Annotated in this window: 20 protein-coding genes; 13 read left to right on the top strand and 7 right to left on the bottom strand. The window is 70.8% G+C overall.

Annotated elements, in window-relative coordinates; translation table 11 throughout:
• Nucleotides 1-38: 38 nt before the first annotated feature.
• Entirely contained in the window at nt 39-917 is an 879-nt protein-coding gene (locus AB0I94_RS08560) for an NAD(P)H-binding protein (RefSeq protein ID WP_363308681.1), read from the top strand.
• On the opposite strand, the gene AB0I94_RS08565 is transcribed toward AB0I94_RS08560, so the two are convergent.
• Both AB0I94_RS08565 and AB0I94_RS08570 read right to left on the bottom strand, forming a co-directional pair.
• Complete coding sequence (locus AB0I94_RS08565) at nt 901-1,542, bottom strand: NAD(P)H-binding protein (RefSeq protein ID WP_363308682.1); 642 nt, start codon at nt 1,540-1,542, stop codon at nt 901-903. The two genes, AB0I94_RS08560 and AB0I94_RS08565, sit on opposite strands and share 17 nt — an antisense overlap.
• Nucleotides 1,543-1,556: 14 nt before the next feature.
• Nucleotides 1,557-2,789 carry an MFS transporter gene (locus AB0I94_RS08570; RefSeq protein WP_363308683.1) on the bottom strand — a complete coding sequence of 411 codons (1,233 nt, stop codon included), beginning with the start codon at nt 2,787-2,789 and terminating at the stop codon, nt 1,557-1,559.
• An 81-nt stretch (nt 2,790-2,870) separates the two neighbouring features.
• Here AB0I94_RS08570 and AB0I94_RS08575 point away from each other — a divergent pair, with 81 nt between their 5' ends.
• The 3 genes from AB0I94_RS08575 (at nt 2,871) to AB0I94_RS08585 (ending at nt 6,199) form a co-directional block, all read left to right on the top strand.
• A complete protein-coding gene (locus tag AB0I94_RS08575) occupies nt 2,871-3,752 on the top strand; it encodes a LysR family transcriptional regulator (protein WP_363308684.1) in 882 nt (293 codons plus the stop codon).
• 103 nt (nt 3,753-3,855) lie between these two features.
• Entirely contained in the window at nt 3,856-4,413 is a 558-nt protein-coding gene (locus tag AB0I94_RS08580; RefSeq protein WP_363308685.1) for a PadR family transcriptional regulator, read from the top strand.
• A 64-nt stretch (nt 4,414-4,477) separates the two neighbouring features.
• Complete coding sequence (locus tag AB0I94_RS08585) at nt 4,478-6,199, top strand: acyl-CoA dehydrogenase family protein (protein WP_363308686.1); 1,722 nt, start codon at nt 4,478-4,480, stop codon at nt 6,197-6,199.
• A gap of 48 nt (nt 6,200-6,247) precedes the next feature.
• On the opposite strand, the gene AB0I94_RS08590 is transcribed toward AB0I94_RS08585, so the two are convergent.
• Nucleotides 6,248-6,676 carry a VOC family protein gene (locus AB0I94_RS08590; protein WP_363308687.1) on the bottom strand — a complete coding sequence of 143 codons (429 nt, stop codon included), beginning with the start codon at nt 6,674-6,676 and terminating at the stop codon, nt 6,248-6,250.
• 49 nt (nt 6,677-6,725) lie between these two features.
• On the bottom strand, nt 6,726-7,139 hold the full coding sequence (locus tag AB0I94_RS08595) for a Fur family transcriptional regulator (protein WP_363308688.1): 414 nt from the start codon (nt 7,137-7,139) through the stop codon (nt 6,726-6,728).
• Between the two features lie 455 nt (nt 7,140-7,594).
• On the opposite strand from AB0I94_RS08595, the gene katG reads away from it, so the two are divergent.
• Complete coding sequence (katG, locus tag AB0I94_RS08600; RefSeq protein WP_363308689.1) at nt 7,595-9,814, top strand: catalase/peroxidase HPI; 2,220 nt, start codon at nt 7,595-7,597, stop codon at nt 9,812-9,814.
• A gap of 53 nt (nt 9,815-9,867) precedes the next feature.
• On the opposite strand, the gene AB0I94_RS08605 is transcribed toward katG, so the two are convergent.
• A complete protein-coding gene (locus AB0I94_RS08605; RefSeq protein WP_363308690.1) occupies nt 9,868-11,211 on the bottom strand; it encodes a Gfo/Idh/MocA family oxidoreductase in 1,344 nt (447 codons plus the stop codon).
• Between the two features lie 222 nt (nt 11,212-11,433).
• On the opposite strand from AB0I94_RS08605, the gene AB0I94_RS08610 reads away from it, so the two are divergent.
• The 8 genes from AB0I94_RS08610 to AB0I94_RS08645 all read left to right on the top strand — a co-directional run bounded on the left by AB0I94_RS08610 (nt 11,434) and on the right by AB0I94_RS08645 (nt 19,789).
• Nucleotides 11,434-12,552, top strand: a complete 1,119-nt coding sequence (locus AB0I94_RS08610) for a Gfo/Idh/MocA family oxidoreductase (protein ID WP_363308691.1) — start codon at nt 11,434-11,436, stop codon at nt 12,550-12,552.
• Nucleotides 12,549-13,472 carry a PmoA family protein gene (locus AB0I94_RS08615; RefSeq protein ID WP_363308692.1) on the top strand — a complete coding sequence of 308 codons (924 nt, stop codon included), beginning with the start codon at nt 12,549-12,551 and terminating at the stop codon, nt 13,470-13,472. The genes AB0I94_RS08610 and AB0I94_RS08615 overlap by 4 nt, the downstream gene beginning before the upstream one ends.
• Nucleotides 13,466-14,212 (top strand): cupin, encoded by a 747-nt coding sequence (locus tag AB0I94_RS08620; RefSeq protein ID WP_363308693.1) that lies wholly within the window; start codon nt 13,466-13,468, stop codon nt 14,210-14,212. Before AB0I94_RS08615 ends, AB0I94_RS08620 begins: the two co-directional genes overlap by 7 nt.
• Before the next feature lie 64 nt (nt 14,213-14,276).
• Nucleotides 14,277-15,560 carry an ABC transporter substrate-binding protein gene (locus AB0I94_RS08625; RefSeq protein WP_363308694.1) on the top strand — a complete coding sequence of 428 codons (1,284 nt, stop codon included), beginning with the start codon at nt 14,277-14,279 and terminating at the stop codon, nt 15,558-15,560.
• Nucleotides 15,557-16,516, top strand: coding sequence for a sugar ABC transporter permease (locus AB0I94_RS08630; protein WP_363308695.1), 960 nt, complete (start codon nt 15,557-15,559; stop codon nt 16,514-16,516). Before AB0I94_RS08625 ends, AB0I94_RS08630 begins: the two co-directional genes overlap by 4 nt.
• The gene (locus AB0I94_RS08635; RefSeq protein WP_363308696.1) at nt 16,513-17,379 is read left to right on the top strand and encodes a carbohydrate ABC transporter permease; all 867 of its coding nucleotides are present in this window, start codon (nt 16,513-16,515) and stop codon (nt 17,377-17,379) included. The genes AB0I94_RS08630 and AB0I94_RS08635 overlap by 4 nt, the downstream gene beginning before the upstream one ends.
• Nucleotides 17,376-17,981 (top strand): hypothetical protein, encoded by a 606-nt coding sequence (locus AB0I94_RS08640; protein ID WP_363308697.1) that lies wholly within the window; start codon nt 17,376-17,378, stop codon nt 17,979-17,981. The genes AB0I94_RS08635 and AB0I94_RS08640 overlap by 4 nt, the downstream gene beginning before the upstream one ends.
• Entirely contained in the window at nt 17,978-19,789 is a 1,812-nt protein-coding gene (locus tag AB0I94_RS08645; protein ID WP_363308698.1) for a hypothetical protein, read from the top strand. The genes AB0I94_RS08640 and AB0I94_RS08645 overlap by 4 nt, the downstream gene beginning before the upstream one ends.
• Before the next feature lie 7 nt (nt 19,790-19,796).
• Here the strand turns inward: AB0I94_RS08645 and AB0I94_RS08650 are convergent, their stop codons facing one another.
• Both AB0I94_RS08650 and AB0I94_RS08655 read right to left on the bottom strand, forming a co-directional pair.
• Nucleotides 19,797-20,528, bottom strand: a complete 732-nt coding sequence (locus tag AB0I94_RS08650) for a class I SAM-dependent methyltransferase (RefSeq protein ID WP_363308699.1) — start codon at nt 20,526-20,528, stop codon at nt 19,797-19,799.
• Between the two features lie 78 nt (nt 20,529-20,606).
• Nucleotides 20,607-23,303, bottom strand: coding sequence for a discoidin domain-containing protein (locus AB0I94_RS08655; protein ID WP_363308700.1), 2,697 nt, complete (start codon nt 23,301-23,303; stop codon nt 20,607-20,609).
• Nucleotides 23,304-23,306 lie beyond the last annotated feature (3 nt).

A 23,306-nucleotide genomic window follows, 5' to 3' on the forward strand; every position in this document is an offset into this window, starting at 1 on the left:
GCACTCGGACAAGCCGGGGTGACGGAAGGGGCATTGCCATGTTCGTGGTGATCGGAGCAACCGGGCACGTGGGGCGCGAGGCTGTACAACTCCTGCTGGACACAGGCCGGGAGGTGGCCGCCGTGACGCGTGGCGACCAAGTCTCCGCCGGTCTGCCGAGCGACGCGCGCGTGGTGTGTGGTGAGCCTTCCCGGCCGCGCTCGCTGGCTGCGCACCTGCCCGGCCACGTCGAGGGGGTGCTGCTCGGGCTGCGCCCGGTCGGCACGGCCGCCGCCACGGCCGACCTGCTGGCGCTGGCCGCGGAACGAGGCGCCAAGCAGGTCGTGGCACTGTCGGCGCTGACCGTGGAACAGCCCGTCGGCGTCCCCCGGTTCGTCGAAGAGTTCCGGGAGTTCGAAGCTGCCGTGCGCGGATCCGGGCTGTCGTGGACGATCTTGAGGTGCGCGGACTTCACGGCCAACTCCCTGGCGTGGGCACCGCAGATCCGCGCGAGCGGCACGGTGTACGGCGCCTACCCCTCGGCGGCGACCTCACCGATCCACCCGCGCGACATCGCGGACGTGGCCGTACGGGCGTTCACCGGCGCCGAACTGGCCGGACAGGCCCTCGCGCTCACGGGGTCGCAGTCGCTCGACCAGCGGGAGAAGGTCCGCATCATCGGCGAGGCGGTCGGCCGGGAACTGTCCTTCCAGGAGGTCGGGCCCGAGGATGTCCGCCGCGCGATGCTCGCCCAGGGCATGCCGGCGGACATTCCGGAGCGGCTGCTCGGCTCGCTGGCCGGCTATGCCCGGACGCCGGGCCGTACGACCGACGCCGTACAGCAGGTCCTGGGCCGTGCGCCGCTCGGCTATGCGCAGTGGGCGTCCGAGAACTCCGGCGCCTTCGCCGCGCCACGTCAGGTCAGTACGCCGCTGTGAACCGGGCACGGTGGTGCTTGGGGCGCTCCGCCTCGTCAAGGAGGGCCACCGCGAGATCCTCCATCGAGAGCGCGGAGACGCCGTGGGCGTCGACGATCAGTTCGTCGGCGCCCAACCGGAAGTGCCCCGTGCGCTCGCCCGGTTCGAGGAGGGACGGCGGACTGAGGTAGGTCCAGTCGACGTCATGGGCGGTGGTGCGGCAGGCGTCGAGTTGCTCGTTGCAGGCCAGGGCGATGGGGCGTAGGGACGGCGGGAAGTCGGGGGCGTCCACCACCATGGTGCCGCCGGTGCCGGGGATCGTGAGACCGGCGGCGCCGCCGACGAGCAGGAGCCGTACGCCGGTGGCGTGCAGCCCGGCGAGCAACGCTCGGGTGACGGCGGCCAGTTCGGGCTCGCGACCGGGGGCGGGGCGGGTCGCGGTGATCACCAGGTCCTGTCCCGCGGCGAGCGTCTCGACGGTGTGCGGGTCGGTGGCGTCGCCGGTGCGGGCCCTGGCGGCGGTGGGCAGTCCGGTCGCTCGGGCCGGGTCACGGACGACTGCGGTGACCTCGTGCCCGCGGGCGATGGCCTCGGCGACGACGCGGCGGCCGACGTTGCCCGCGGCTCCGAAGACGGTGATGTTCATGGGGTACTCCTCAACTATGGGGAAATATGGGGTCGATGGGCGGGGCGGGCACGGTCCCAGGCCCACACGGTCACGGCCCCGGTGGCCAGGGCCGCTCCGAGGGCGCAGGCGCCGGGCCAGCCCGCGGCAGCCCAGACGACGGAGGCGAGCGCCGAGCCGATGGCGCCACCGACGAAGAGGCTCGTCGCGAACGCCGAGTTGATGCGGTTGCGTGCCTCGGCGTCGAGCGCGAACAGGATGGTCTGGCTGCTGTTGAGGACCGCCTGCTGGCCGATGTTCAGGGCGACCACACCGACCGCGAGCCAGACCAGGGACCGCTCTCCCGCCAGCAGGAGCAGCCAACCGGTGAGCAGCAGGGCCGTCGCCGCACCCGCCACGTGCTGGGCGTGGCCGCTGTCGCTCAGGCGTGCGGCGAACGTCATCGACAGGATGCCCACGGCGCCGACCAGGCCGAACAGCCCGATCGCAGGGGCCGCCCAGCGGAAGGGCGCACCGGCCAACAGAAAGGTGAGCGCGGTGAGTTGAACGCTGTAGGAGGCGAAGGACAGGGCGCCGAGGAGGGCGCGGCGGCGCAGCACGCTCTCCTCGCGGAGCAGAGAGAGCGTGGAGCGGAGCAGGGCCGGGTAGCGCAGGTCGGCGGTGACCGCGAGGTACGGCAGGCGGCGGTGCAGGACGGCGGCGGCGCCCGTCATGAGGGCGGCGAGCACCCAGTAGACGGTGCGCCAGCCGCCCAGTTCGGACAGGCCGCCCGCGGCTGTGCGGGCCAGCAGGCCGCCGAGCAGTACGCCCGACATGACGGTGGCGACGGCGCGGCCCCGGGTCGCGGCGGTGGCGAGAGCGGCGGCGTGCGCGACGACCACTTGGGCGCCGACAGAGGTGAGGGCCGCGAGGACGGTGCCGGCCAGGAGGACCGGGCCGCTGGGGGCGAGAGCCGAGACGCCGAGGAAACCGGCGGTGGCCAGGAACAGGGTCACCGCCAGGCGGCGCCGGTCGATGACGTCACCGAGCGGGACGAGCAGCAGCAGCCCGAGTGCATACCCGGCCTGCGACGCGGTGACGACGAGACCCGCCAGGAGGCTGCCGAGGCGGAGGTCGTGGGAGATGAGGTCGAGCAGCGGCTGAGCGATGTAGTTGCCGGCGGCGGACAGGCCGGTGGCGACGGCCATGAGGAGCAGCAGGCCGCGGCGCGGGGCCTCGTGCTCTCCCGGCTCCGTCGCCCGTCCGTCGTGAAGTCCCGTCTGTCTCATGGCAGTCAGCCTGCGGCCGACCTCAATGATGAGTCCAACACATCCTTGTCATGTGAACGATCGCACTCGACGATGGATCGCATGGAGTTGCAGCAGTTGCGCTATGTCGTCGCGGTCGCCGAGACGGGTGGGTTCACACGGGCCGCCGAGCGGTGTCTGGTGGTGCAGTCCGCGCTCAGCCATCAGATCGGGAAGCTGGAGAAGGAGCTCGGGGCGCGGCTGTTCGAGCGGACGAGCCGGCGGGTGGCGCTCACGCCGGCGGGCGAGGCATTCCTGCCCGCCGCGCGGCAGGCGCTGGAGGCATCGGAGCGGGCGCGGGCCGAGGTGGCGGCGGCAACGGGGGAGATCCGTGGGCGGCTGGCCATCGGGGCGATCTCGACGGTGACCGCGGTCGACGTGCCGAACCTCATGCGGGCCTACCACGCCACGTATCCGCAGGTCACGATGCGGCTGATCGACGGCATGAGCGAGGCGCTGGTGCGCGGGGTGCGGGAGGGGGCCCTGGATCTGGCCTTTCTGGGGGTGCCGCCTTCGTTCCGTACGGACGAGCCAGGTGTGGGCAGCCGGACGCTCGTGGTCGACCGCCATGTGGCGGTGGTCGCCCCCGGCCATCCGCTGGCCGAAGCGGCTTCCGGCTGCCCCCTGCCGCTCGAAAGGATCGCGGGCGAGGTGTTCGTGGACTTTCCCGCGGGCATCGCGGCGCGGGCGCAGACCGACGAGGCGTTCGAGGCCGCAGGGCTGCGGCGTGAGGTGGCGTTCGAGGCCAAGGGGCTTGAGTTCTTCGCCGACCTGGTGCGGGGCGGGCTCGGCATCGCCCTGCTGCCGTCGCGCCTTGTGCCGCGGCTTCCCCGGCTGGCGGTGGTGCCGGTGAAGGACGGACCGGTCCGCGAGGAGCGGCTGGTGTGGAGCCGGACGCGGAATTCACCGGCGGCTGCCGCGTTCCTTGAGTCGGTGCCGGACTGATCGTAGGCCGCCGCCGGGCAGAAGCACCGGCACCCGGGTGAGCCGTGTCTCACCAGGGCGGCGCCACTTGTTTATGCAACGAGTTGCATAGCAGGATCGGGGCATGGCGCTAGAGCACGCGATCCTCGTCTCGCTCCTCGAGAAGCCGGGCTCCGGCTATGAGCTGGCCCGGCGGTTCGAGCGGTCCATCGGCTACTTCTGGACCGCCACCCACCAGCAGATCTATCGCGTCCTCAAGCGCATGGAGAGCGACGGATGGATCGATGTCCGGGAAGTCGCGCAGCAAGCACGCCCGGACAAGAAGGAGTACTCCGTCACCGCCCTCGGGCGGTCCGCGCTCTCCCGGTGGCTGCACGAGCCGATCGAACCCGAGAGCGTGCGACACGAGCTCGCCGTGAAGATCCGCGGCGCGGCCTTCGACGACCCGGTCGCACTGATCCACGAGGTCGAGCGGCACCGCAAGGCGCACGCCGACCGGCTCGCGCGCTACCTCGCGGGGCAGCTGCGGGACTTCACCGGACCCGACGCGCCCGCCATGCCCGACGCCGGGCAGGAGCTCCAGCACGTCGTGCTGCGCGGCGGCATCGCGTACGAACGCATGACGCTCGCCTGGCTGGACGACGTGCTCGCCACCCTCCACCGGCTCGGCCCCCAGGGCTGAACCGGCCTGGCGCTCCACCCCACCACCCCTCACCGAACCTCCCGAGCCGGAAAGGCGAACACTCATGTCCGACCCGCTGCTGTTCAACCCGCGCACCTACGACCCGACCCATTTCGACCCGGAGACCCGCAGGCTGCTGCGCGCGACCGTCGACTGGTTCGAGGCCCGTGGCAAGCGCCGGCTGATCCAGGACTACCGCGACCGCGCGTGGCTGGCGGATTTCCTCGAGTTCTCCGCCAAGGAGGGTCTCTTCGCGACCTTCCTCACCCCCGCCTCCGCCGCCGAGGGCAAGGCGGACGCGCGTTGGGACACCGCCCGGATCGCCGCCCTGAATGAGATCTTCGGCTTCTACGGGCTCGACTACTGGTACGCGTGGCAGGTCACCATCCTCGGTCTCGGCCCGGTCTGGCAGAGCGAGAACGCGGCTGCCCGCACCCGCGCCGCCGAACTCCTCGACCAGGGCGAGGTGTTCGCCTTCGGCCTGTCCGAGAAGACCCACGGCGCCGACATCTACTCCACCGACATGCTCCTCGAGCCCGACGGCGAGGGCGGCTTCCTGGCCAGCGGCTCCAAGTACTACATCGGCAACGGCAACGCGGCCGGCCTCGTCTCCGTCTTCGGCCGCCGCACCGACATCGAGGGCCCCGACGGCTACGTCTTCTTCGCCGCCGACAGCCGTCACGAGGCGTACCACCTCGTCAAGAACGTCGTCGACTCATCGAAGTACGTCAGCGAGTTCCGCCTGGAGAACTATCCGGTGGGCCCGGACGACGTCCTGCACACCGGCCGTGCCGCCTTCGACGCCGCCCTCAACACCGTCAACGTCGGCAAGTTCAACCTCTGCACCGCCTCGATCGGCATCTGCGAGCACGCGATGTACGAGGCCGTCACCCACGCCACGGGCCGCATCCTTTATGGCCGCCCCGTCACCGCCTTCCCGCACGTGCGCCGGGAGTTGACCGACGCGTATGTCCGCCTCGTCGGGATGAAGCTGTTCAGCGACCGCGCCGTCGACTACTTCCGCTCGGCGGGCCCCGACGACCGCCGCTACCTCCTCTTCAACCCCATGACGAAGATGAAGGTGACCACCGAGGGCGAGAAGGTCATCGACCTCATGTGGGACGTCATCGCGGCCAAGGGCTTCGAGAAGGACAACTACTTCGCGCAGGCGGCCGTAGAGATCCGCGGCCTGCCCAAGCTGGAGGGCACGGTTCACGTCAACCTCGCCCTGATCCTCAAGTTCATGGGCAACCACCTGCTGAACCCGGCCGAGTACGAGCCCGTACCGACCCGACTGGACGCGGCCGACGACGACTTCCTCTTCCGGCAGGGACCGGCACGCGGCCTGGGCGCCATCCGTTTCCACGACTGGCGCGCCGCCTACGACGCTTTCGCCGACGTGCCCAACGTCGCACGCTTCCGCGAACAGGCGGACGCCCTTTGTGAGTTCGTCACCACCGCCGCCCCCGACGAGGAGCAGAGCCGCGACCTCGACCTTCTCCTCGCCGTCGGCCAGCTGTTCGCGCTGGTCGTGCACGGCCAGCTGATCCTGGAGCAGGCGCGCCTGACCGGCCTCGACCAGGATGTGCTCGACGAGCTGTTCGCCGTTCTCGTACGCGACTTCTCCGCGCACGCCGTCGAACTGCACGGCAAGGACTCCGCCACCGAGACGCAGCAGAACTGGGCGCTGGGCGCGGTACGCCGCCCGGTGGCCGACGACGCGCGCTCGGCCCGGGTGTGGGAGCGCGTCGAAGCGCTTGCGGGGGAGTACGAGATGGCGCCGTAACCCGCGGGCCCGAACCGGATGCCCGCCGCGCGCCCCGGTGCGGCGGGCTCAGACGGCGAACACCTGCGAGTCGTCGGCGAAGGCCTTGAACTCCAGCGCATTTCCTGCCGGGTCGAGCAGGAACATCGTCCGCTGCTCGCCCTTCTCGCCCTCGAAGCGTACGTACGGTTCGATGACGAACTCGATGCCTGCCGTACGCAGACGCTCGGCCAGCTTCTGGAACTCGGGGACCGGCAGGATCAGTCCGAAGTGCGGCACCGGGACGTCGTGGCCGTCGACCGGATTGTGTACGCGCTGCGGGCCCTTCGGCGCGAGATGCGTGACGAACTGGTGGCCGTGCATGTTCCAGTCCACCCAGGTGTCCGCGCTGCGGCCCTCCTCCAGGCCGAGCACCTCGCCGTAGAAGAGACGGGCCGCGGCGAGGTCGTCGACCGGCATGGCCAGGTGGAACCGGGGGACGGGGGAGTCGAGAGTCATGGCGCTGCCTCCTGTGGCGTGGGCCTGAGCGGGCCTCAGGCGTGCCCGGTCACCCGCGGGCGCAGTCCGGGCACATACCCCGGTACGTCACCTCGGCAGCGGACACGGTGAAGCCGTAGCGCTCGGAGGCCGGCAGTGCGGCCAAGGGGTCTCCGCCGGGGTGTACGTCCCGGATGGCGCCGCAGCCCGAGCACACCAAGTGCTGGTGGGGCTGGTGGGCGTTGGGGTCGTACCGCTTCGCGCGGCCGGTGGACACCTCGATGACCTCGCCGAGGGTGACCAGCTCGCCGAGGGTGTTGTAGACCGTGGCACGGGAGATCTCCGGCAGCCGGTCGGTGGCGCGCGCGAGCACCTCGTCCGCGGTCAGATGGACATGTTCACCGTCGAGTACCTCGGCGACCACCCGGCGCTGCGCGGTCATCCGCCAGCCACGTCCGCGGAGCCGTCCCAGAAGATCGCTCATGCTTACCAGCCTATCTGTGCTTCGTCTGATGACTGAATGCGTACGGATCCGTCTTTCGTATTGACTTGGACTTGGTCCATCGTAGGATCAGTTCCGGCCGACGGCCAAGGGACAGGGCAACAGCAGGGAACAGCACGTGACTTCAGGAGACGGGTCCGTTCGCCCCGGCATCCGGTACCCCGTTCGCGGAGAACCACGCCGGCGAGCCGGCGGACGTTCTCGGCCTGGTACTGATCATCCAGGACCCGGACTTGTCGAAGAAGCCTGCTCGCCTCGACCGCGAGCGCACCGCTCACGCGCGCAAGGGCTCTTGGACGGTGACCACCTCGGCATCCGGTTCCCGGCCGCCGAGGCCCACCCCCCCCTGGGCGCCCCCGACCGTTCTGCCGTTCGCAGTTCTTCAGCACCGTGTTCCGCCCGTAGCACCGTGATCCGCCCCGTCCGGAAGGATTACCATGACTGAGAACCATGACGCGATCGTCACCGACCCGAAGCCGGAAGAGACCGGCGGTTGCCCGGTCGTGCACGGTCGCGCGCCGCACCCGACCCAGGGCGGTGGAAACCGTCAGTGGTGGCCGGAGCGGCTCAACCTGAAGATCCTTGCCAAGAACCCCGCCGTGGCCAACCCGCTGGGCGAGGAGTTCGACTACGCCGAGGCGTTCAAGAGCCTCGACCTGCCGGCCGTGAAACGCGACATCGCCGAGGTCCTCACCACCTCGCAGGACTGGTGGCCGGCCGACTTCGGCAACTACGGCCCGCTGATGATCCGGATGGCCTGGCACAGCGCGGGCACCTACCGCATCAGCGACGGCCGCGGCGGCGCCGGCGCCGGTCAGCAGCGCTTCGCGCCCCTCAACAGCTGGCCGGACAACGCGAGCCTGGACAAGGCCCGCCGCCTGCTGTGGCCCGTGAAGAAGAAGTACGGCCAGAACCTCTCCTGGGCCGACCTCCTCGTCCTCACCGGCAATGTCGCCCTGGAGTCGATGGGTCTGAAGACCTTCGGCTTCGGCGGTGGCCGCGCGGACGTCTGGGAGCCCGACGAGGACGTCTACTGGGGTCCCGAGACCGACTGGCTCGGTGACGAGCGCTACACCGGTGACCGCGAGCTGGAGAACCCCCTCGGTGCGGTCCAGATGGGCCTCATCTACGTCAACCCCGAGGGCCCCAACGGCAACCCGGACCCGATCGCCGCGGCCCGCGACATCCGCGAGACGTTCCGCCGCATGGCGATGAACGACGAGGAGACCGTCGCCCTGATCGCGGGTGGCCACACCTTCGGCAAGACCCACGGCGCCGGTCCGGCGGACAACGTCGGCGACGACCCCGAGGCCGCCCCGATGGAGCAGCTGGGCCTGGGCTGGAAGAGCACGTACAACACGGGTGTCGGCAAGGACGCCATCACGTCCGGCCTCGAGGTCACCTGGACCGAGACGCCGACCCGGTGGAGCAACCACTTCTTCAAGAACCTCTTCGAGTACGACTACGAACTCGGCAAGAGCCCGGCAGGCGCCCACCAGTGGGTGGCGAAGGACGCCCCGGAGATCATCCCGGACGCCTTCGACTCGTCGAAGAAGCACCGCCCGACGATGCTGACCACGGACCTGTCGCTGCGCTTCGACCCGATCTACGAGCCGATCTCCCGGCGCTTCTACGAGAACCCGCAGGAGTTCGCGGACGCCTTCGCCCGCGCCTGGTACAAGCTGACGCACCGTGACATGGGTCCGGTCGTCCGCTACCTCGGCCCGGAGGTCCCCTCCGAGGAGCTGCTGTGGCAGGACCCGCTGCCGCAGCGTACGGGTCAGGTCATCGACGCCGCGGACATCGCCACCCTCAAGGAGCAGATCCTCGGCTCCGACCTCACGGTCTCGCAGCTCGTCTCCGCCGCCTGGGCCTCGGCCTCCTCCTTCCGCGGCAGCGACAAGCGCGGCGGTGCCAACGGCGCCCGCATCCGCCTGGAGCCGCAGCGCAGCTGGGAGGTCAACAACCCGGACGCCCTCGCCCAGGTGCTGCGCACCCTGGAGGGCATCCAGGAGTCCTTCAACTCCGCCGGCGGCAAGCAGGTCTCGCTGGCCGACCTGATCGTCCTCGCCGGCAGCGCGGCAGTCGAGCAGGCCGCCAAGGACGGCGGCGTCCAGGTCGAGGTCCCCTTCACGCCCGGACGCGTGGACGCCTCGCAGGAGCAGACCGACGTGGAGTCGTTCGCCGCGATCGAGCCGGCCGCCGACGGGTTCCGCAACTACGTCGGCAAGGGCACCCGCCTGCCGGCGGAGTACCTGCTGCTCGACAAGGCGAACCTGCTGACCCTGAGCGCCCCGGAGATGACGGTCCTCGTCGGTGGCTTGCGCGTCCTGGGCGCCAACCACCAGGGTTCCCAGCACGGCGTCTTCACCACGGCACCCGGGACGCTGACCAACGACTTCTTCGTGAACCTGCTCGACATGGGCACGCAGTGGAAGTCGACGACCGAGGCCCAGGACACGTTCGAGGGACGCGACGCCGCCACGGGCGACGTCAAGTGGACCGGCACCCGCGCCGACCTCGTCTTCGGCTCGAACTCCGAACTGCGTGCGCTGGCCGAGGTCTACGCGAGCGATGACGCCAAGGAGAAGTTCGTGAAGGACTTCGTCGCGGCGTGGAGCAAGGTCATGGACCTCGACCGGTTCGACCTGGTCTGAGCTCTCTGACGGTGGCGTCCGGGCCGGCCCTCGCGGGTCGGCCCGGCGCCGTTTCAGTTCTCCAGGAGGTTACGGGCGTCGACCGGCAGCCCCGTGGCGAAGGAGCGGTTCGCGGTCAGGCCCGTGACCAGCGAGCGGGCTCCGTCCACGGCGTCCGCCGCGCGGCCCAGCAGGTCCGCGTCACCCGGCGCACGCTCGCCGAAGAGGTCGGCCAGCATGCGTACGTCCCCGCCACCGTGCCCGCCCTCGCCCGTGGGCACCTTCACTTCCCGCGGCTCCTCCCAGAAGCGGCGCAGCAGGAGCTGAGTGCGTCCGGCCTCGTCCCCGGCCGCCGTGCCGTGCAGGACGGCGCTCGCACCCTCGGTCCGTACGTCGGGGCGCGTCCAGGTGGATTCCTCCACGAGGAGTTCGACGCGCCCCTGACTGCCGTTGAAGGCGATCCGGTAACCCTCCCAGGGCGCGTACGCGGTGAGGTGGTACGTGAGGGTCGCGCCGCAGGAGTAGCGCACCAGGACCGCCATGTCGTCCTCGATGCTCACGCCGGGGCCGAACACGTTCTGGTCGCGGTGGTAGCCGTCCTCGCCCTCCGCGTCCAGGTACAGGGCGCTGAGCGCGGTCGAGTCGGCCAGGCGGACGGCGAAGGGATCGCTCTCGGCGGCGGGAGAGCCGTGGGCACGGGTGTAGTCGCGGGCCAGGCCGCGCCGGGCGCCCGCCTCGGCGCCGTAGAAGAAGAGCCCGCCCTGCGCGTAGACGGTTTCGGGCCGCGCGGCCAGCCACCAGTTGACCAGGTCGAAGTGGTGGGTGGCCTTGTGCACCATGAGGCCACCTGAGTTCGCCTTGTCGCGGTGCCAGCGGCGGAAGTAGTCCGCGCCGTGCCGCAGATCGAGCAGCCACTCGAAGTGCACCGAGCCGACCTCGCCGATCGCGCCGTTCGCCAAGAGCTCTCGTACGGCTGAATGCACGGGGTTGTAGCGGTAGTTGAAGGCGACCCGGACCTCACGGCCGGTTCGGCGCCGGACGTCGAGGATGCGCCGGGCGCGCTCGGCGGTCGTGGTCATCGGCTTCTCGGTGACGACGTCGCAGCCCGCTTCGAGAGCCCGCACGATGTAGTGGTCGTGGAGACGGTCGACGGTGCAGACCACGACCAGGTCGATGCGCTCGCGCCGCAGCATCTCGTCGAAGTCGTCGGCGCGGTAGGCGGGTACGGGCCGGCGGCCGGGGCGAGCGGTCGCGATCCAGTCGTTGTGGACGGCCATGCGGTGCGCGTTGACATCGCAGAATCCGGCCAGCTCGATCCGGTCCGCGTATGGACCGGCGAGCGCCTCGGTGTAGAGCTGGGCGCGGGCGCCGAGTCCCACCACGGCACAGCGGCGACGGCGCGCGGCGTCGAGGGGCATGTGTGACTCCGTTCGGGGAGCTGGGGTGTGGGAGGTCCGGTGGGGGCGTCGTGGGGAGGCGGTGAACGCGCGGCGACGGCCGCCGGTGCTACCGGGCCAGGCAGGCGCGTCCACATATTGAGTCGTTTCAGATTTCGGCTCCGAGGTCTTGTCCTGACATTCCCGCGGTGCCTAGGGTCGGCGTCAGTGCAAGCGCTTTCTAAGCTCGTTCGAGGAGACCGTATGTCCTCCACCCCCACTCGTCTACGGGCCGCCGTCGTCGGCACCGGCTCCATCGTCACCGGCAGTCATCTGCCCGCGCTGCGGGCCCACTCCGACCGGATCGAGCTGAGAGCCGCCGTGGACGTCGATCCGGCCGGACTCGCCGCGTTCCGCGTGGAGGCCGCGGCGGTGGACATGGACATCGAGGGCTACCCGGACTTCGACGCGATGCTCGACGCGGTCCGCCCCGACCTGGTTCTGATCGGCACCCCGCCGTCGCTGCACCGCGCGCAGACGGTGGCAGCGCTGAAGGCGGGCGCGTGGGTGCTGTGCGAGAAGCCGCTGTGTCTCTCGCTCGCCGAGTACGACGAGATCGCCGCCGCGGAGGAGGCAACGGGAACGTACGCGGCAGTGGTCTTCCAGCACCGCTACGGCTCGGGCGCAGTCCACGCCCGCGAGCTGATCGCGAGCGGCGAGCTCGGCGCGCCCCGCGTCGCGCACTGCCAGACCACCTGGCACCGCGACAGCGCCTACTACGCGGTGCCGTGGCGGGGGCGTTGGGAGAGCGAGGGCGGCGGCCCCACCATGGGCCACGGCATCCACCAGTTCGACCTGCTCCTGCACCTGCTCGGCGACTGGACCGAGGTGCGCGCCATGGCGGCCCGCCTCGTGCACGACACCGAGAGCGAGGACGTCTCGACCGCCCTGGTGCGGTTCGAGAACGGCGCGCTCGCCACCGTCGTCAACAGCGTCCTGTCCCCGGACGAGGTCAGCCGCATCCGCGTCGACTGCGCCGACGCGACGGTCGAACTCACCCACCTCTACGGCCACTCCAACGAGGACTGGGCCTACACCCCGGCCCCGCACGTCGCATCCGGGCGGGTGGACGCCTGGCGCGCCCCCGCCGCCGACGTGCCCAGCTCGCACGCCGCCCAGCTCGGCGCGCTCCTCGACGCGTACGAGCGGGGGGTGCGGCCGCCGGGCAGCGGCGCCGACGCCCGCCGCACCCTCGAATTCGCCGCCGCCCTCTACAAGTCGGCGTTCACCGGACAGCCGGTGCTCGCGGGCGAGATCACCGCCGGCGACCCCTACTACCCGGCCATGCACGGCAGCCACCCCGACTGGAGCCCCCAGCGATGAGGATTCAGGTCACCCACACCCACGGCGAGCGGATCACGGTCAGCTCCGGCGGCGTCGAGCTGCTCAGCTACGTCTACGCGCCGGACCCGGACCCCTTCGAGGCCCGCAAGCCCTACATCCACCCCCTGCGCACCCTGGCCGGGAACCAGGTCTCGGGCTACCGGCCGAACGACCACCGCTGGCACAAGGGCCTTCAGATGACCGCGAGCCATCTGTCGGGGCAGAACTTCTGGGGCGGCAACTGCTATGTCCACGGCGAGGGCTACCTGCGCCTGCCGGAGCGTGTCGGGTCCATGCGCCACGACGGCTTTTCCGCCCTCGACGTCGAGGATGACCGCCTCCACCTCACCGAGGAGCTCACCTGGATCGAGCACGGCGGCCAGGAATGGGCCAGGGAAGAGCGCGACATCACCGTCCACTCCGTCGACGAGGCCGCCGGGTCCTGGGCCCTCGACTGGTCGATCCGCCTGACCAACATCCGTGACGAGCCCCTGCGCTTCGGCTCGCCGACCACCGCGGGCCGCGACATGGCCGGATACACGGGCCTGCAGTGGCGTGGTCCGCGCGACTTCACCGGCGGCGCCGTCTTCGGCCCCGACGACGAGAAGGAAGCGGACAGGCTGATGGGCACACAGTCCCCGTGGCTCGCCTTCACCGCCGAGCACGACGACGTCGACGCGCACTCCACGCTCGTCTTCGCGCACGCTCCCGAGAACCTCGACGGCACGAGCGCGATCAACGAATCGCACTGGTTCGTACGCTCCGAGCCCATCCCCACCGTCGCCTTCTCCTGGGCGTTCTTCGACGAGTTCGCGCTGGCCCCCGGCGCCTCCTTCGCCTACCGCTACCGCGTCGTGGTCGCCGACGGAGCCTGGGACCGCGACCGCGTCGCCACCCACCTGAAGGGACTGACATGGTGAGCCTTCCGCACCCCCTGCCCGGAGCCGTCGGCCTCTCGCATCTGAGCGCCTACGACTGGGAGGCCACCGACGGTGTGTGCGGCGGCAGTCCGCATCTGCACCTGGTGTGCACAGAGGCGTACGTCGTCACCGGTGGCCGCGGCGCCGTCCAGACCCTCAGCCCCGAGGGCTACCGCGAGGTCCCCCTGGAAGCGGGCTCCCTCGCGTGGTTCACGCCCGGCACCGTGCACCGCATGGTGCAGGGCGGCGACCTGCGGATCACGGTCCTGATGCAGAACAGCGGCCTGCCCGAGGCCGGGGACGCCGTCTTCACCTTCCCGCCGGACGTGCTCGCCGACCCGGAGCGGTACGCCGCCGCGGCGCGGCTCCCAGCGAAGAGCGGCCCGGACGCGGAGGCCGCCGCCCGCAAACGCCGCGACCTGGCCGTCGAGGGTTACCTGCCGCTGCGCGATGCGCTCAGAGCCGGGGACAACGGGCCCTACCTGGAGTTCCAGCAGGCCGCGGCCCGGCTGGTGAGGGACAAGGTCCCGGCCTGGCGCGAGCTGTGGCGGGCCGGTGCGCTCGCCACCGCCGAGCGCACCGGCGCCCAGCTCGACGCCCTGGAGTCCGGCAGCCCCGGCTACCTCGCGGGTTCGGGCTCGTACGACAGCCGTCCTTCCCGCTACGGCGGCTACGGCATGTGCGGGCGCCGCGACGAGTACGAACTGCCGGGGACCACGCTGCCGTACCACGGCGAGTAGCCACACCCGCGCCCCCAGCACACCAAGCACCCGTCAGGAACCAGAGAGGAGAGGTGTCATCGGCATGCCCGGAAACAGGACAAAGTGGTCCTGCGCAACGGTCGTGGCGCTCACGCTCAGCGCGCTGCTCACCGGCTGCGGCGGCTCGGACGAATCGAGCGGCGGCGGCAAGACCGTGCTGCGCTACACCTGGTGGGGCAACCCCGACCGGGCCGCCCGCACGCAAGAAGCCGTCGCGCTGTTCGAGAAGGAGCACCCCGGGATCACGGTGCAGACCTCGTTCGCCGGCTACGAGGCGTACAAGCAGAAGCTCGCCACGCAGGCGGCGGGCGGCGACGCCCCCGACGTGATGCAGCTCGACTACCGGCAGATCGACCAGTACGCGTCGGGCGGCATCCTCCTCGACCTCGGCAAACAGAAAAGGGCCCTGCGCACCGACGAGATCGACGAGGGCCTCCTCGCCACCGGCGTCGTCGACGGCACCCAGTACGCCATCCCGCAGGGCCGCGGCACCGAGACCCTCGTGTACGACGCCAAGCAGTGGAAGGCGGCCGGGGTGACCCTCCCGCGGGACGGCTGGACCTGGGACGAATGGGCCGACTCCATGCGGGAGTTGGCGAAGAGAACAGGGAAGCCGGGCTCCGTCGACCCCGGACAGAGCGAGGACTGCTTCGAGGTGTGGCTGCGCGGCCAGGGCAAGTCCCTCTACACGAAGGACCGCCGGCTCGGCTTCACGGCGGACGACCTCACCCGCTGGTGGACCTTCACCGACAAGCTGCGCCGTGAGGGCGCGGTGTCGGCCGCCGAGCAGACCACACAGCTCGACGGGTCGGTGGAGAACCAGCCGCTGGCCCGGGGCAAGGCGATCGCCGACTTCAACTGGGACGCACCCGCCAGCGGATACACGGAGATCGTGGGCGAAGGGCTGACCCTCGCCCCCATGCCGTCGGGCGCGGACGGCACACCCGGCCAGTACTTCAAGCCATCGATGTTCATGGGCGCCGCGGCCGGCACACAACACCCCGAGGAGTCGGCCGAGTTCATCGACTTCATGATCAATGACGAGAAGGCGGCAGCGATCCTGGGCGCCTCCCGCGGCATCCCGGTCAACGAACCGATCCGCGAGGACATCGGCCCCGAGCTGAAGGACTTCGACAAGATCGTCGCCGACTACCAGGACTCCGTCGACGGGAAGCTCGAAGCGCCGCCGCAGGCCCCGCCCAGCGGAGACAACTCCCTGCAGACCACCTTCCAGCGCGACTACGACCACGTGTCGTTCGAGCAGATGACACCCCGCGAAGCCGCCGAGGACTTCATCACCGAGGCGAAGGCGGAGCTGAGGTCATGACCACCACCGACATACCCGCGAAGGCCGCTCGCGCGAAAAGCCCCGAGCCTGCGGGCGAGCAGCGCCGAAGGCGTGAACGCGAAGGCGCCGCCTGGGTGTTCCTCTCACCCTGGGTGCTCGGCGCGGTCGCCCTCACCCTGCTGCCGATGGCCGTCTCGCTGTATCTGTCCTTCACCGACTACGACCTGTTCAACGCGCCACGCTGGGTGGGACTCCGTAACTACGTCCAGATGTTCACCGAGGACCCGCGCTACTGGCGCTCGGTCGGCGCGACGCTGATGTACGTCGTGATCGCCGTACCGCTGCAACTGGCGCTCGCCCTGGCCGTCGCCCTCGCCCTGAAGTCGATGAAGCGCGGCAAGGCCTTCTACCGTTCGGCCTTCTACGCCCCCTCGCTGCTCGGCGCCTCCATGTCGATCGCCCTGGTGTGGCGGGCGGTCTTCAACGACGGCGGCACCGTCGACAACCTCCTGTCGGACATCGGCATCCACACCGGCGGCTGGGTCAACAGGCCCGGCTGGGCGCTGCTCGCCGTGGCGCTCCTGACCGTCTGGCAGTTCGGCGCCCCCATGGTGATCTTCCTGGCGGGCCTCCAGCAGATCCCCGCCGAGCTCTATGAGGCCGCGGCGGTCGACGGGGCGAGCCGCAGGCGGCAGTTCGTCTCCATCACGCTGCCGATGCTGTCACCGGTGCTCTTCTTCAACCTGGTCCTCCAGACCATCCAGGCCTTCCAGGTCTTCACCCCCGCCTTTGCGGTCAGCGGCGGCAAGGGCGGCCCCGCCGACTCCACCCTCTTCTACACGCTCTACCTCTACGACCGCGGCTTCGTCGCCTCACACATGGGCTACGCCTCCGCCATGGCCTGGGTCCTGCTGATCGCCATCGGAGCGGTGACCGCGGTGCTCTTCCGCACCTCGCGCTCCTGGGTCTTCTACGCGAACGAGGGGGAGCGATGACCACCACCGCCACCACCGCGGGCCGACGGGCCTTTCCCTGGCGGCGCGTCGCACTGCACGCCGGGTGCCTGGCCGCGCTCCTGGTGATGCTCTACCCGCTCGCCTGGCTCGTCGCCACGTCGCTCAAGCCCGCCGACGAGGTGATCGCGAGCCTGAACCTGCTGCCGAGCAAGCTGGAGTGGTCGAACTACACGACCGCTCTCGACGGCGTGGACGACGTGTCCGTCGCACGGCTGCTCTCCAACTCCCTGCTGATCGCGGGCGGCGCGGTCCTCGGCAACGTACTCAGCTGCTCTCTCGCGGCCTACGCCTTCGCGAGGCTGCGCTTCCGCCTGCGAGGGCCGCTCTTCGCCTTCATGATCGCGACGATCATGCTGCCGCACCACGCCGTCCTGATCCCGCAGTACATCATCTTCAACCAGCTCGGCATGGTGAACACCTACTGGCCGCTGATCCTGCCGAAGTTCCTCGCCACCGAGGCCTTCTTCGTCTTCCTCATCGTGCAGTTCATGCGCGGCCTGCCGCGCGAGCTGGAGGAAGCCGCCAGGATCGACGGCTGCGGGCCGTTCCGAAGCTTCTTCCTGGTCGTCCTGCCGCTCACCAGGCCCGCGCTGATCACCACCGCGATCTTCACCTTCATCTGGACCTGGAACGACTTCTTCACCCAGCTCATCTATCTCTTCTCGCCGGAGAAGTTCACCCTGACCCTGGCGTTGCGGTCGTTCGTGGACGCCTCCAGCCAGTCGGCGTTCGGCCCGATGTTCGCCATGTCGGTGATCGCGCTCCTGCCGATCGTGCTCTTCTTCCTGGCCTTCCAGCGCTTCCTGGTCGAGGGCATGGCCAACTCCGGGGTCAAGGGATGAGCGCGCGGGCCCGCGAGACGGGCGAGATCTTCGGGCCGCGGATGACCCTGTTCGCGGACGTCCTCGCGCTCGGCGTGGTCACGGCGCTCGCCTGTCTGCCACTGATCACCGCACCCGCGGCACTCTCCACCGCCTGCGCGCTCGTGCGCGGCACCACCGAGGACCGACCCGCCACGGCGAGGCGGTATGCGGCGCTCCTGCGTGAGCGGTTGCGCCCCGGTGACCTCGCCGCGGGGGCGGTCGCACTCGCCGGGGTCTGGCTCTTCGCGGCGGACCTGGCCCTTGCCGGGGCGGGGCTTCCGGGCGCCCGCGTCTTCGCCGTGACGGCCGCGGTGATCGGGGCGTGCGCCGTGATTGTGGGCCTGCGCGCCTGCGCCCGCCCCGCGTCGCTCACCGACTGGCGCGCCGCGGTGCGCGAAGCCGCCACGGACTCGGCGCGGGACGTGGGCGGCAGCGCGCTCGTCCTGCTCGCCCTCGCGGCGGCAGCGCTGTGCGCCTGGATGATGCTGCCGCTCGCGTTCCTGGTGCCGGGGCCGCTGGCCCTGGCCCTCACCGCCATCGACGTACGCCACGTACGCATGCCCCAGAGGGAGACAGCGTGATAGCCCGCAGGACCTTCATCGCCACCTCCGCCACGGCCACCGCCGCGGGGATCGGAGGCATCTCGGGCGGTACGGCCACCGCCGCGCCCGAAAGACCCCCGCAGGACACGGCCTTCGTCGACTTTCTCACCAAGGCGGCCGACGCGCGCGCCGCCGCCGTCCTCGACATGTACGACGACCACGTCACCGAGCTGCGCGACCAGGGCAAGGCCCGCGCCGCAGCCCGCAGCCTGCGCACCCTCGTCTCCGTCCACGTGCACACCGGATCGCGGTACCACCACGACGCGGGGCTCCTGGGCCCGCTCGGCGAACTCGCGGACACCCTCGCCGACGAGCAGTTCGACGACGGCCTGTGGGACCAGGGCGCCGTCCACTCACCGCCCGACACCGCCTTCTCCATCGTCGATCTCAACATCGCGTACGCCCTGCTGGACAAGGACGGCGAACGGGCCACCGCGAAGCTGCGGGCCACCATCGAGCGGATCCTGCGCAAGGCGGGCCCCGGTCTCGCCAACGGCGGTGTGCACACCGCCAACCACCGCTGGCTGGTGTGTTCCGCGCTCTCCCGCATCCACCGGCGCTGGCCCGACCCGTCCTACCCCCGGCGCGTCGACGCCTGGCTCGCGGAGGGCATCGACCAGCTCCCGGGCGGCGAGTACAGCGAGCGCAGTCCCACGTACTCGGCGGTGGTGACCAACCCGGCGCTGCTGACCATCGCCCGCTTCCACGACCGGCGCGACCTGTACGCCCACGTACGGGACAACCTCACCGCCTCGCTCTACGTCACCGAACCCAACGGCGAGGTGGAGTCCGTCCATTCGCGCCGCCAGGACCAGGCAGCCCTGCGCTACCTGCCCGAGTTCTGGCTCCAGTACCGGGAGCTGGCGATCCGCGACGGCGACGGCACGTTCGCGGCCGTGGCCGCGCTGTTGCAGGAGCGCGGCATGGAGCAGACCTTCGGCGAGACCCCGCCGGGTGACCGGCTCGCCGAGGTCCTCGACCGTCCCGGTCTCGCGCGTGAGCTGCCGGCGGTGAAGCCGCTGCCGACCGACTTCACGCACCACGACGACAGCTGCCGCCTGGTACGTGTGCGCCGCGGCGAGCGGACGGCGAGCATCTTCGGCGGCACGGACCTGCCCGAGGTACACGCCATCTCATCGGGCCTGTCCACCAACCCCACCTTCTTCAAGATGCGCAAGGGCACAGCGATCCTCGACTCGCTGAGACTCGCCCCACAGTTCTTCTCCCTCGGCCCCTTCCGGTCCGAGGGCCTGGAACGGCGGGGAGAGGCGTGGCGGCTGCACGCGGAGGTCCGCGCCGCCTTCCACCAGCCGCTGCCGCGGCGCCACCGGCGCAAGGACGGGCTCTACCCGCTCACCGACGACGGCCGTTTCTGGTCGGCGATGGACTTCCCGCACCGGCCCAAGGAGTATCGGGCGCTGCGTACCGAGATCCTGGTGCGCGAGACGGACGACGAGGGCTGGGAGCTCTCCTTCGACGTGTCGGAGTCCGCCGTGCCGCTCGCCCTTGAACTCTTCTTCCGGCGGGGCGGAGAACTGTCGGGGGAGGGCCTGGAACCGGTCGCCGGAGCCGATGACACCTACCAGCTCGTCAGCGGCGAGGCGAGCTACACGGCCGGCGACGACCGGATCACCTTCGGCCCAGGCAACGGCAAGGGCGGCAAGCAGCCCGCCGTGGTCGATCCGGGGGAGCGCTACACCTGGATGAACGGCTCCCTCACCCCGGACGGCATCCGGGTCCTGATCACCGGCCGTTCGCCGCTGAGGTATCGGCTGACCCTGCGCTGACCTGCCCTCAGAGCTCCGGGCGGCGGGCGAGGAAGACGAACTCCCTGCCGGGGCGGTCCGGTGCGTCGCGGATCTCTTCCACGGCATAGCCGTGCGCGGTGAGCGAGGCGGTCACTTCGTCCCGCTCGCGGAAGCGCAGGGTGGAGTCGGAGGTGAGGGTCTCGCCGGTCCTGGTGTGGAGGTAGGTGTGGCGGAAGGAGACCAGCGGCAGGCTGATGTCGGTGACGTCCACCCAGGTCTCGACGTCGCCGACGCCTTCGACGGTGACGGTCTTGTGGGTCGCACCGCGGTTCCACCCCTCCCACGCCCGCCGGGCGGGGTCACGGGTCTCGAAGACGAGGTGGCCGCCCGGCCGCAGCGCGTCATGGATGCCGCGCAGGGTGCCCTCCCACGCGTCAGGGTCCACGATCGCCTGGGCGACGTTGGCGGTCATGGTGGCCAGGTCCACCCTCATCTCCGGCAGCGTTGTCGCGTCGCCGTGGAGCCATCGCACGCGCTCGCTGCCGGGCTTGGAGCGTGCGACGTCGAGGGAGGCGGCGGCCGGGTCGACGCCGGTCACGCGCAGCCCGCGGCCGGCGAGGAGCAGCGTGAACGTGCCCGTGCCGCAGCCCACGTCCAGGACCTGACGTGCCCTCAGTTCCGTCGCCACAGCGGCGTACACGTCCAGGTCACCGCGGTCCGCGTCGAGGGGGTCGTAGAGCGCTGCCAGTCTTGGATTCTCGTACGCCTCGTCTGCCACGCCCGGCACGCTACCAACGGGAGCGACGGTGGAGGCACCCTTTTTCTCCGTGCCTCCACCGTCGCTCCGCCGCGCGCTCTACCGGTTGACGGTCAACTCCTGTATGCCCGCGGGCTTCTTCGCGTCCTTGGAGGTGAACGTCACGCGGACGTAGCGGGCCATGCCCCCGCCCGGCTCGGCGGTCTTCCAGTGCCGCCCGTCGAGCGAGGTCAGCACCGTGTGCTTCGTCGGCTTCACGTCCGTCCAGCGCGGGGTGATCTCGGTGATGCGCGCGACCTTGCCGAGGTCCGCGGTGAGGGTGGCACGGGCGGTGTCGGGGACCCAGGCCGTGGCGGTGCTGCCGTCGAGCGCGGCGTCCGCGTACTGGCCCGGCTGCTCCGAACTGGCCTTCGCGCTACGGCACCTGGCGAGGTTGTCGGTGGGTTCGAGATCCGGGCGGCGGGTCTTGATGTGGGCGGATGCGCCCTGGCTGACGATCTGCTTGCCCTGCGGGGTCTCGATCTCGAAGGGCTCTCCGTGGGTGAGACGCACGGTGGTCTCGTGGGCCCCGATGGCGATGTCGTACGTACGGCCCTGCCAGCGCAGGCCGCCCAGCTTCACGCCCTGGGACAGCTGCGGCGGCAGCATCGGATCGAGGTGCACGCTGTTCTCGCGCATCCGCTGCCCGGTCAGGCCGTTGGTGAAGACCTGGAGGAAGCCGCCCTGGCCGGTCGTGAAGTTCTGCGCGGGGGAGCCCGACAGCGGGTCGGAGGCGCCCGCCTTCTCGCCGCGCGCCTCCGAGAACAGGTCGAACGGGCCGCGCACGAAGGGACGGATGGAGCGCGTCAGGTAGGTGTACGCGGAGCAGCCGGGCTCGCCGATGGCGGCGGCGTCGATGGCGTGCACCGAGTCGGTCATGGCGGGCCCGTCGGGGTCGGTGCGGGCCGCGTAGTGGTCGAGGGTGTTCGTGGCGGCCTGCTCGGACATCGGCCACTCCAGCGGGTACATCAGGAGCACGGTGTCCGCCTGCTTGATCACCGAGCCCTTGTAGCCGTCGTACTGCTGGAAGACCTGCTTCTTCTTGTCGTAGGGGATGCGCAGCTTGTCGGCGACCGTGTTCCAGTGCACCGGGGCGTCCTTGCCGAGGAGTTGCGCGGCGCGGGTGGCGGTACGCAGGGTGGTGGCGGCGCCGGCGTTGGTGAAGACACCGTCGTCGACTCCGTTGCTGTACTCGTCGGGGCCCGCCACGTCCTTGATGGAGTAGCTGCCGTCGGCGTTGCGCGTGGCGCGGTCGGCCCAGAACTCGGCGATGCCCTTGATCACCGGCCAGCCGCGGGTGCGCAGCCAGTGGGTGTCCTTGGTCGCGAGGTAGTACTGCCAGGCGGCCAGGGCGATGTCGCTCTGCAGATGGTTCTGGGTGCGGCAGTGCGGCGGGTCCACGCTGTGGCACTCCGCCTCGAGGTCGCCCTTGCTCGCGCTGGTCCAGGGGTAGAAGAGGCCGGGGTGGCCGAGCTTCCTCGCGTTGGCGCGGGCGGCGTCCCGGGTGCGATAGCGGTACTCCACCACGGACCTGGCGAGGTCGGGGTGGGCGGCGAGCAGCGCCGGGTACATCCAGGTCTCCGCGTCCCAGAAGACCAGGCCCGCGTAGTTGTCGCTGCTCAGACCGGTGGGGGAGATGCTGTCGGCCGAGCCGGGGCGGGTGCTGGACAGCAGCCCGTACTGGGCGGAGCGCACCCACGACTGGAGATCGCCGTGGCCGGGCACCTCGATGTCACTGCGCCACAGCTTGCGCCAGGCGGCGGTGTGCCCGGCGAACAGCGCGTCCCAGCCGCGCCCGGCAGCGCGCTGCGAGGCCGCGACGGCGTCGCGCTCGGGGGAGCGGGAGGTCAGCGCGGTGTCGACGCCGACGTACTTGGTCAGTTCGTAGGTCCGGCCGGAGCGGACCGGCATGTCGACGGAACGATGCGCGCTCAACTTGCGGGCAGGGGGCGAGGTTTGTTCATTTCCTGTACGGACGCCGTGCCCCGCGCGCAGGGTCGACGCCACCGTTCCCGCGGTCTTCGTGCCGTCCGTGCGGAACCCCACGGCCATGGTCCCCGCGGAGCGGGCGCCACCGCCGGTGGCGGTCATGCGCCGTGCGCCGCGTCCGTCGATGCGGTCGGTGACCTTCGCGTCACCGTCCCAGTGCGGGGTCATCCGCAGACGTACGGCGCCGACGTGGGGGTTGGCGCGGTCCGCGAGGACGTCGTAGACGAGGTCGGTGGCCCGGCCGTCGGCGGCCGTCCAGGTGAGCCGTGTCCGCACCAGGCCGCGGCGCAGGTCGAGACTCTGCCGGTAGTGCGAGATCCGGGCGGCCGGCGTCGCGGAGGTGAACGTCTCGGAGCCGTGCCCTCCGGTCGACACCGTGAGCGGGCTCCACGTGGGGATGGCCGCGGCGACCTCGCGGTTCTCGGTGGTGCCCTTGTTGTGCGCGTAGAGCCCGGAGACGAAGGAACCGTCGTAGCGGCTGCTGAACAGCGGCCACCCGGTCTTCGCTTCGGACGCGGTGTAGCCGGCTCCGTTGGGCGCGACGCGCTGGCCGAGGTAGCCGTTGCCGACAAAGGCGTGGTGCGTGTCCTTCGGGTCGATGCGGTGCGACGTCAGTGTCCAGCCGTCATCGGGGGAGGGTGTGGGTGTCGTCGGCTCGTCGGTTCTCGGGGACGCGATGTCGGCCGCCGCGGTGGGGGGAACGGCCGCCGCGAGCACACCCACGAGGAGGGGTGCGATGAAGCGGGCCGGGCGGGGGAGTGACCTCATTGT

The organism is Streptomyces sp. NPDC050147 (assembly GCF_040660195.1).
Taxonomy (GTDB): Bacteria; Actinomycetota; Actinomycetes; order Streptomycetales; family Streptomycetaceae; genus Streptomyces.

Excerpts from the sequence above, each read along its gene's own strand:
- AB0I94_RS08570 (WP_363308683.1), bottom strand. The coding sequence starts at position 2,789 with ATGAGACAGACGGGACTTCACGACGGACGGGCGACGGAGCCGGGAGAG.
- AB0I94_RS08565 (WP_363308682.1), bottom strand. The coding sequence starts at position 1,542 with ATGAACATCACCGTCTTCGGAGCCGCGGGCAACGTCGGCCGCCGCGTC.
- AB0I94_RS08560 (WP_363308681.1), top strand. The coding sequence starts at position 39 with ATGTTCGTGGTGATCGGAGCAACCGGGCACGTGGGGCGCGAGGCTGTA.
- AB0I94_RS08630 (WP_363308695.1), top strand. The coding sequence starts at position 15,557 with ATGACCACCACCGACATACCCGCGAAGGCCGCTCGCGCGAAAAGCCCC.
- AB0I94_RS08610 (WP_363308691.1), top strand. The coding sequence starts at position 11,434 with ATGTCCTCCACCCCCACTCGTCTACGGGCCGCCGTCGTCGGCACCGGC.
- AB0I94_RS08620 (WP_363308693.1), top strand. The coding sequence starts at position 13,466 with ATGGTGAGCCTTCCGCACCCCCTGCCCGGAGCCGTCGGCCTCTCGCAT.
- AB0I94_RS08640 (WP_363308697.1), top strand. The coding sequence starts at position 17,376 with ATGAGCGCGCGGGCCCGCGAGACGGGCGAGATCTTCGGGCCGCGGATG.
- AB0I94_RS08585 (WP_363308686.1), top strand. The coding sequence starts at position 4,478 with ATGTCCGACCCGCTGCTGTTCAACCCGCGCACCTACGACCCGACCCAT.
- AB0I94_RS08655 (WP_363308700.1), bottom strand. The coding sequence starts at position 23,303 with ATGAGGTCACTCCCCCGCCCGGCCCGCTTCATCGCACCCCTCCTCGTG.
- AB0I94_RS08605 (WP_363308690.1), bottom strand. The coding sequence starts at position 11,211 with ATGCCCCTCGACGCCGCGCGCCGTCGCCGCTGTGCCGTGGTGGGACTC.
- AB0I94_RS08635 (WP_363308696.1), top strand. The coding sequence starts at position 16,513 with ATGACCACCACCGCCACCACCGCGGGCCGACGGGCCTTTCCCTGGCGG.
- AB0I94_RS08615 (WP_363308692.1), top strand. The coding sequence starts at position 12,549 with ATGAGGATTCAGGTCACCCACACCCACGGCGAGCGGATCACGGTCAGC.
- AB0I94_RS08625 (WP_363308694.1), top strand. The coding sequence starts at position 14,277 with ATGCCCGGAAACAGGACAAAGTGGTCCTGCGCAACGGTCGTGGCGCTC.
- katG (WP_363308689.1), top strand. The coding sequence starts at position 7,595 with ATGACTGAGAACCATGACGCGATCGTCACCGACCCGAAGCCGGAAGAG.
- AB0I94_RS08580 (WP_363308685.1), top strand. The coding sequence starts at position 3,856 with ATGGCGCTAGAGCACGCGATCCTCGTCTCGCTCCTCGAGAAGCCGGGC.
- AB0I94_RS08575 (WP_363308684.1), top strand. The coding sequence starts at position 2,871 with ATGGAGTTGCAGCAGTTGCGCTATGTCGTCGCGGTCGCCGAGACGGGT.
- AB0I94_RS08595 (WP_363308688.1), bottom strand. The coding sequence starts at position 7,139 with ATGAGCGATCTTCTGGGACGGCTCCGCGGACGTGGCTGGCGGATGACC.
- AB0I94_RS08590 (WP_363308687.1), bottom strand. The coding sequence starts at position 6,676 with ATGACTCTCGACTCCCCCGTCCCCCGGTTCCACCTGGCCATGCCGGTC.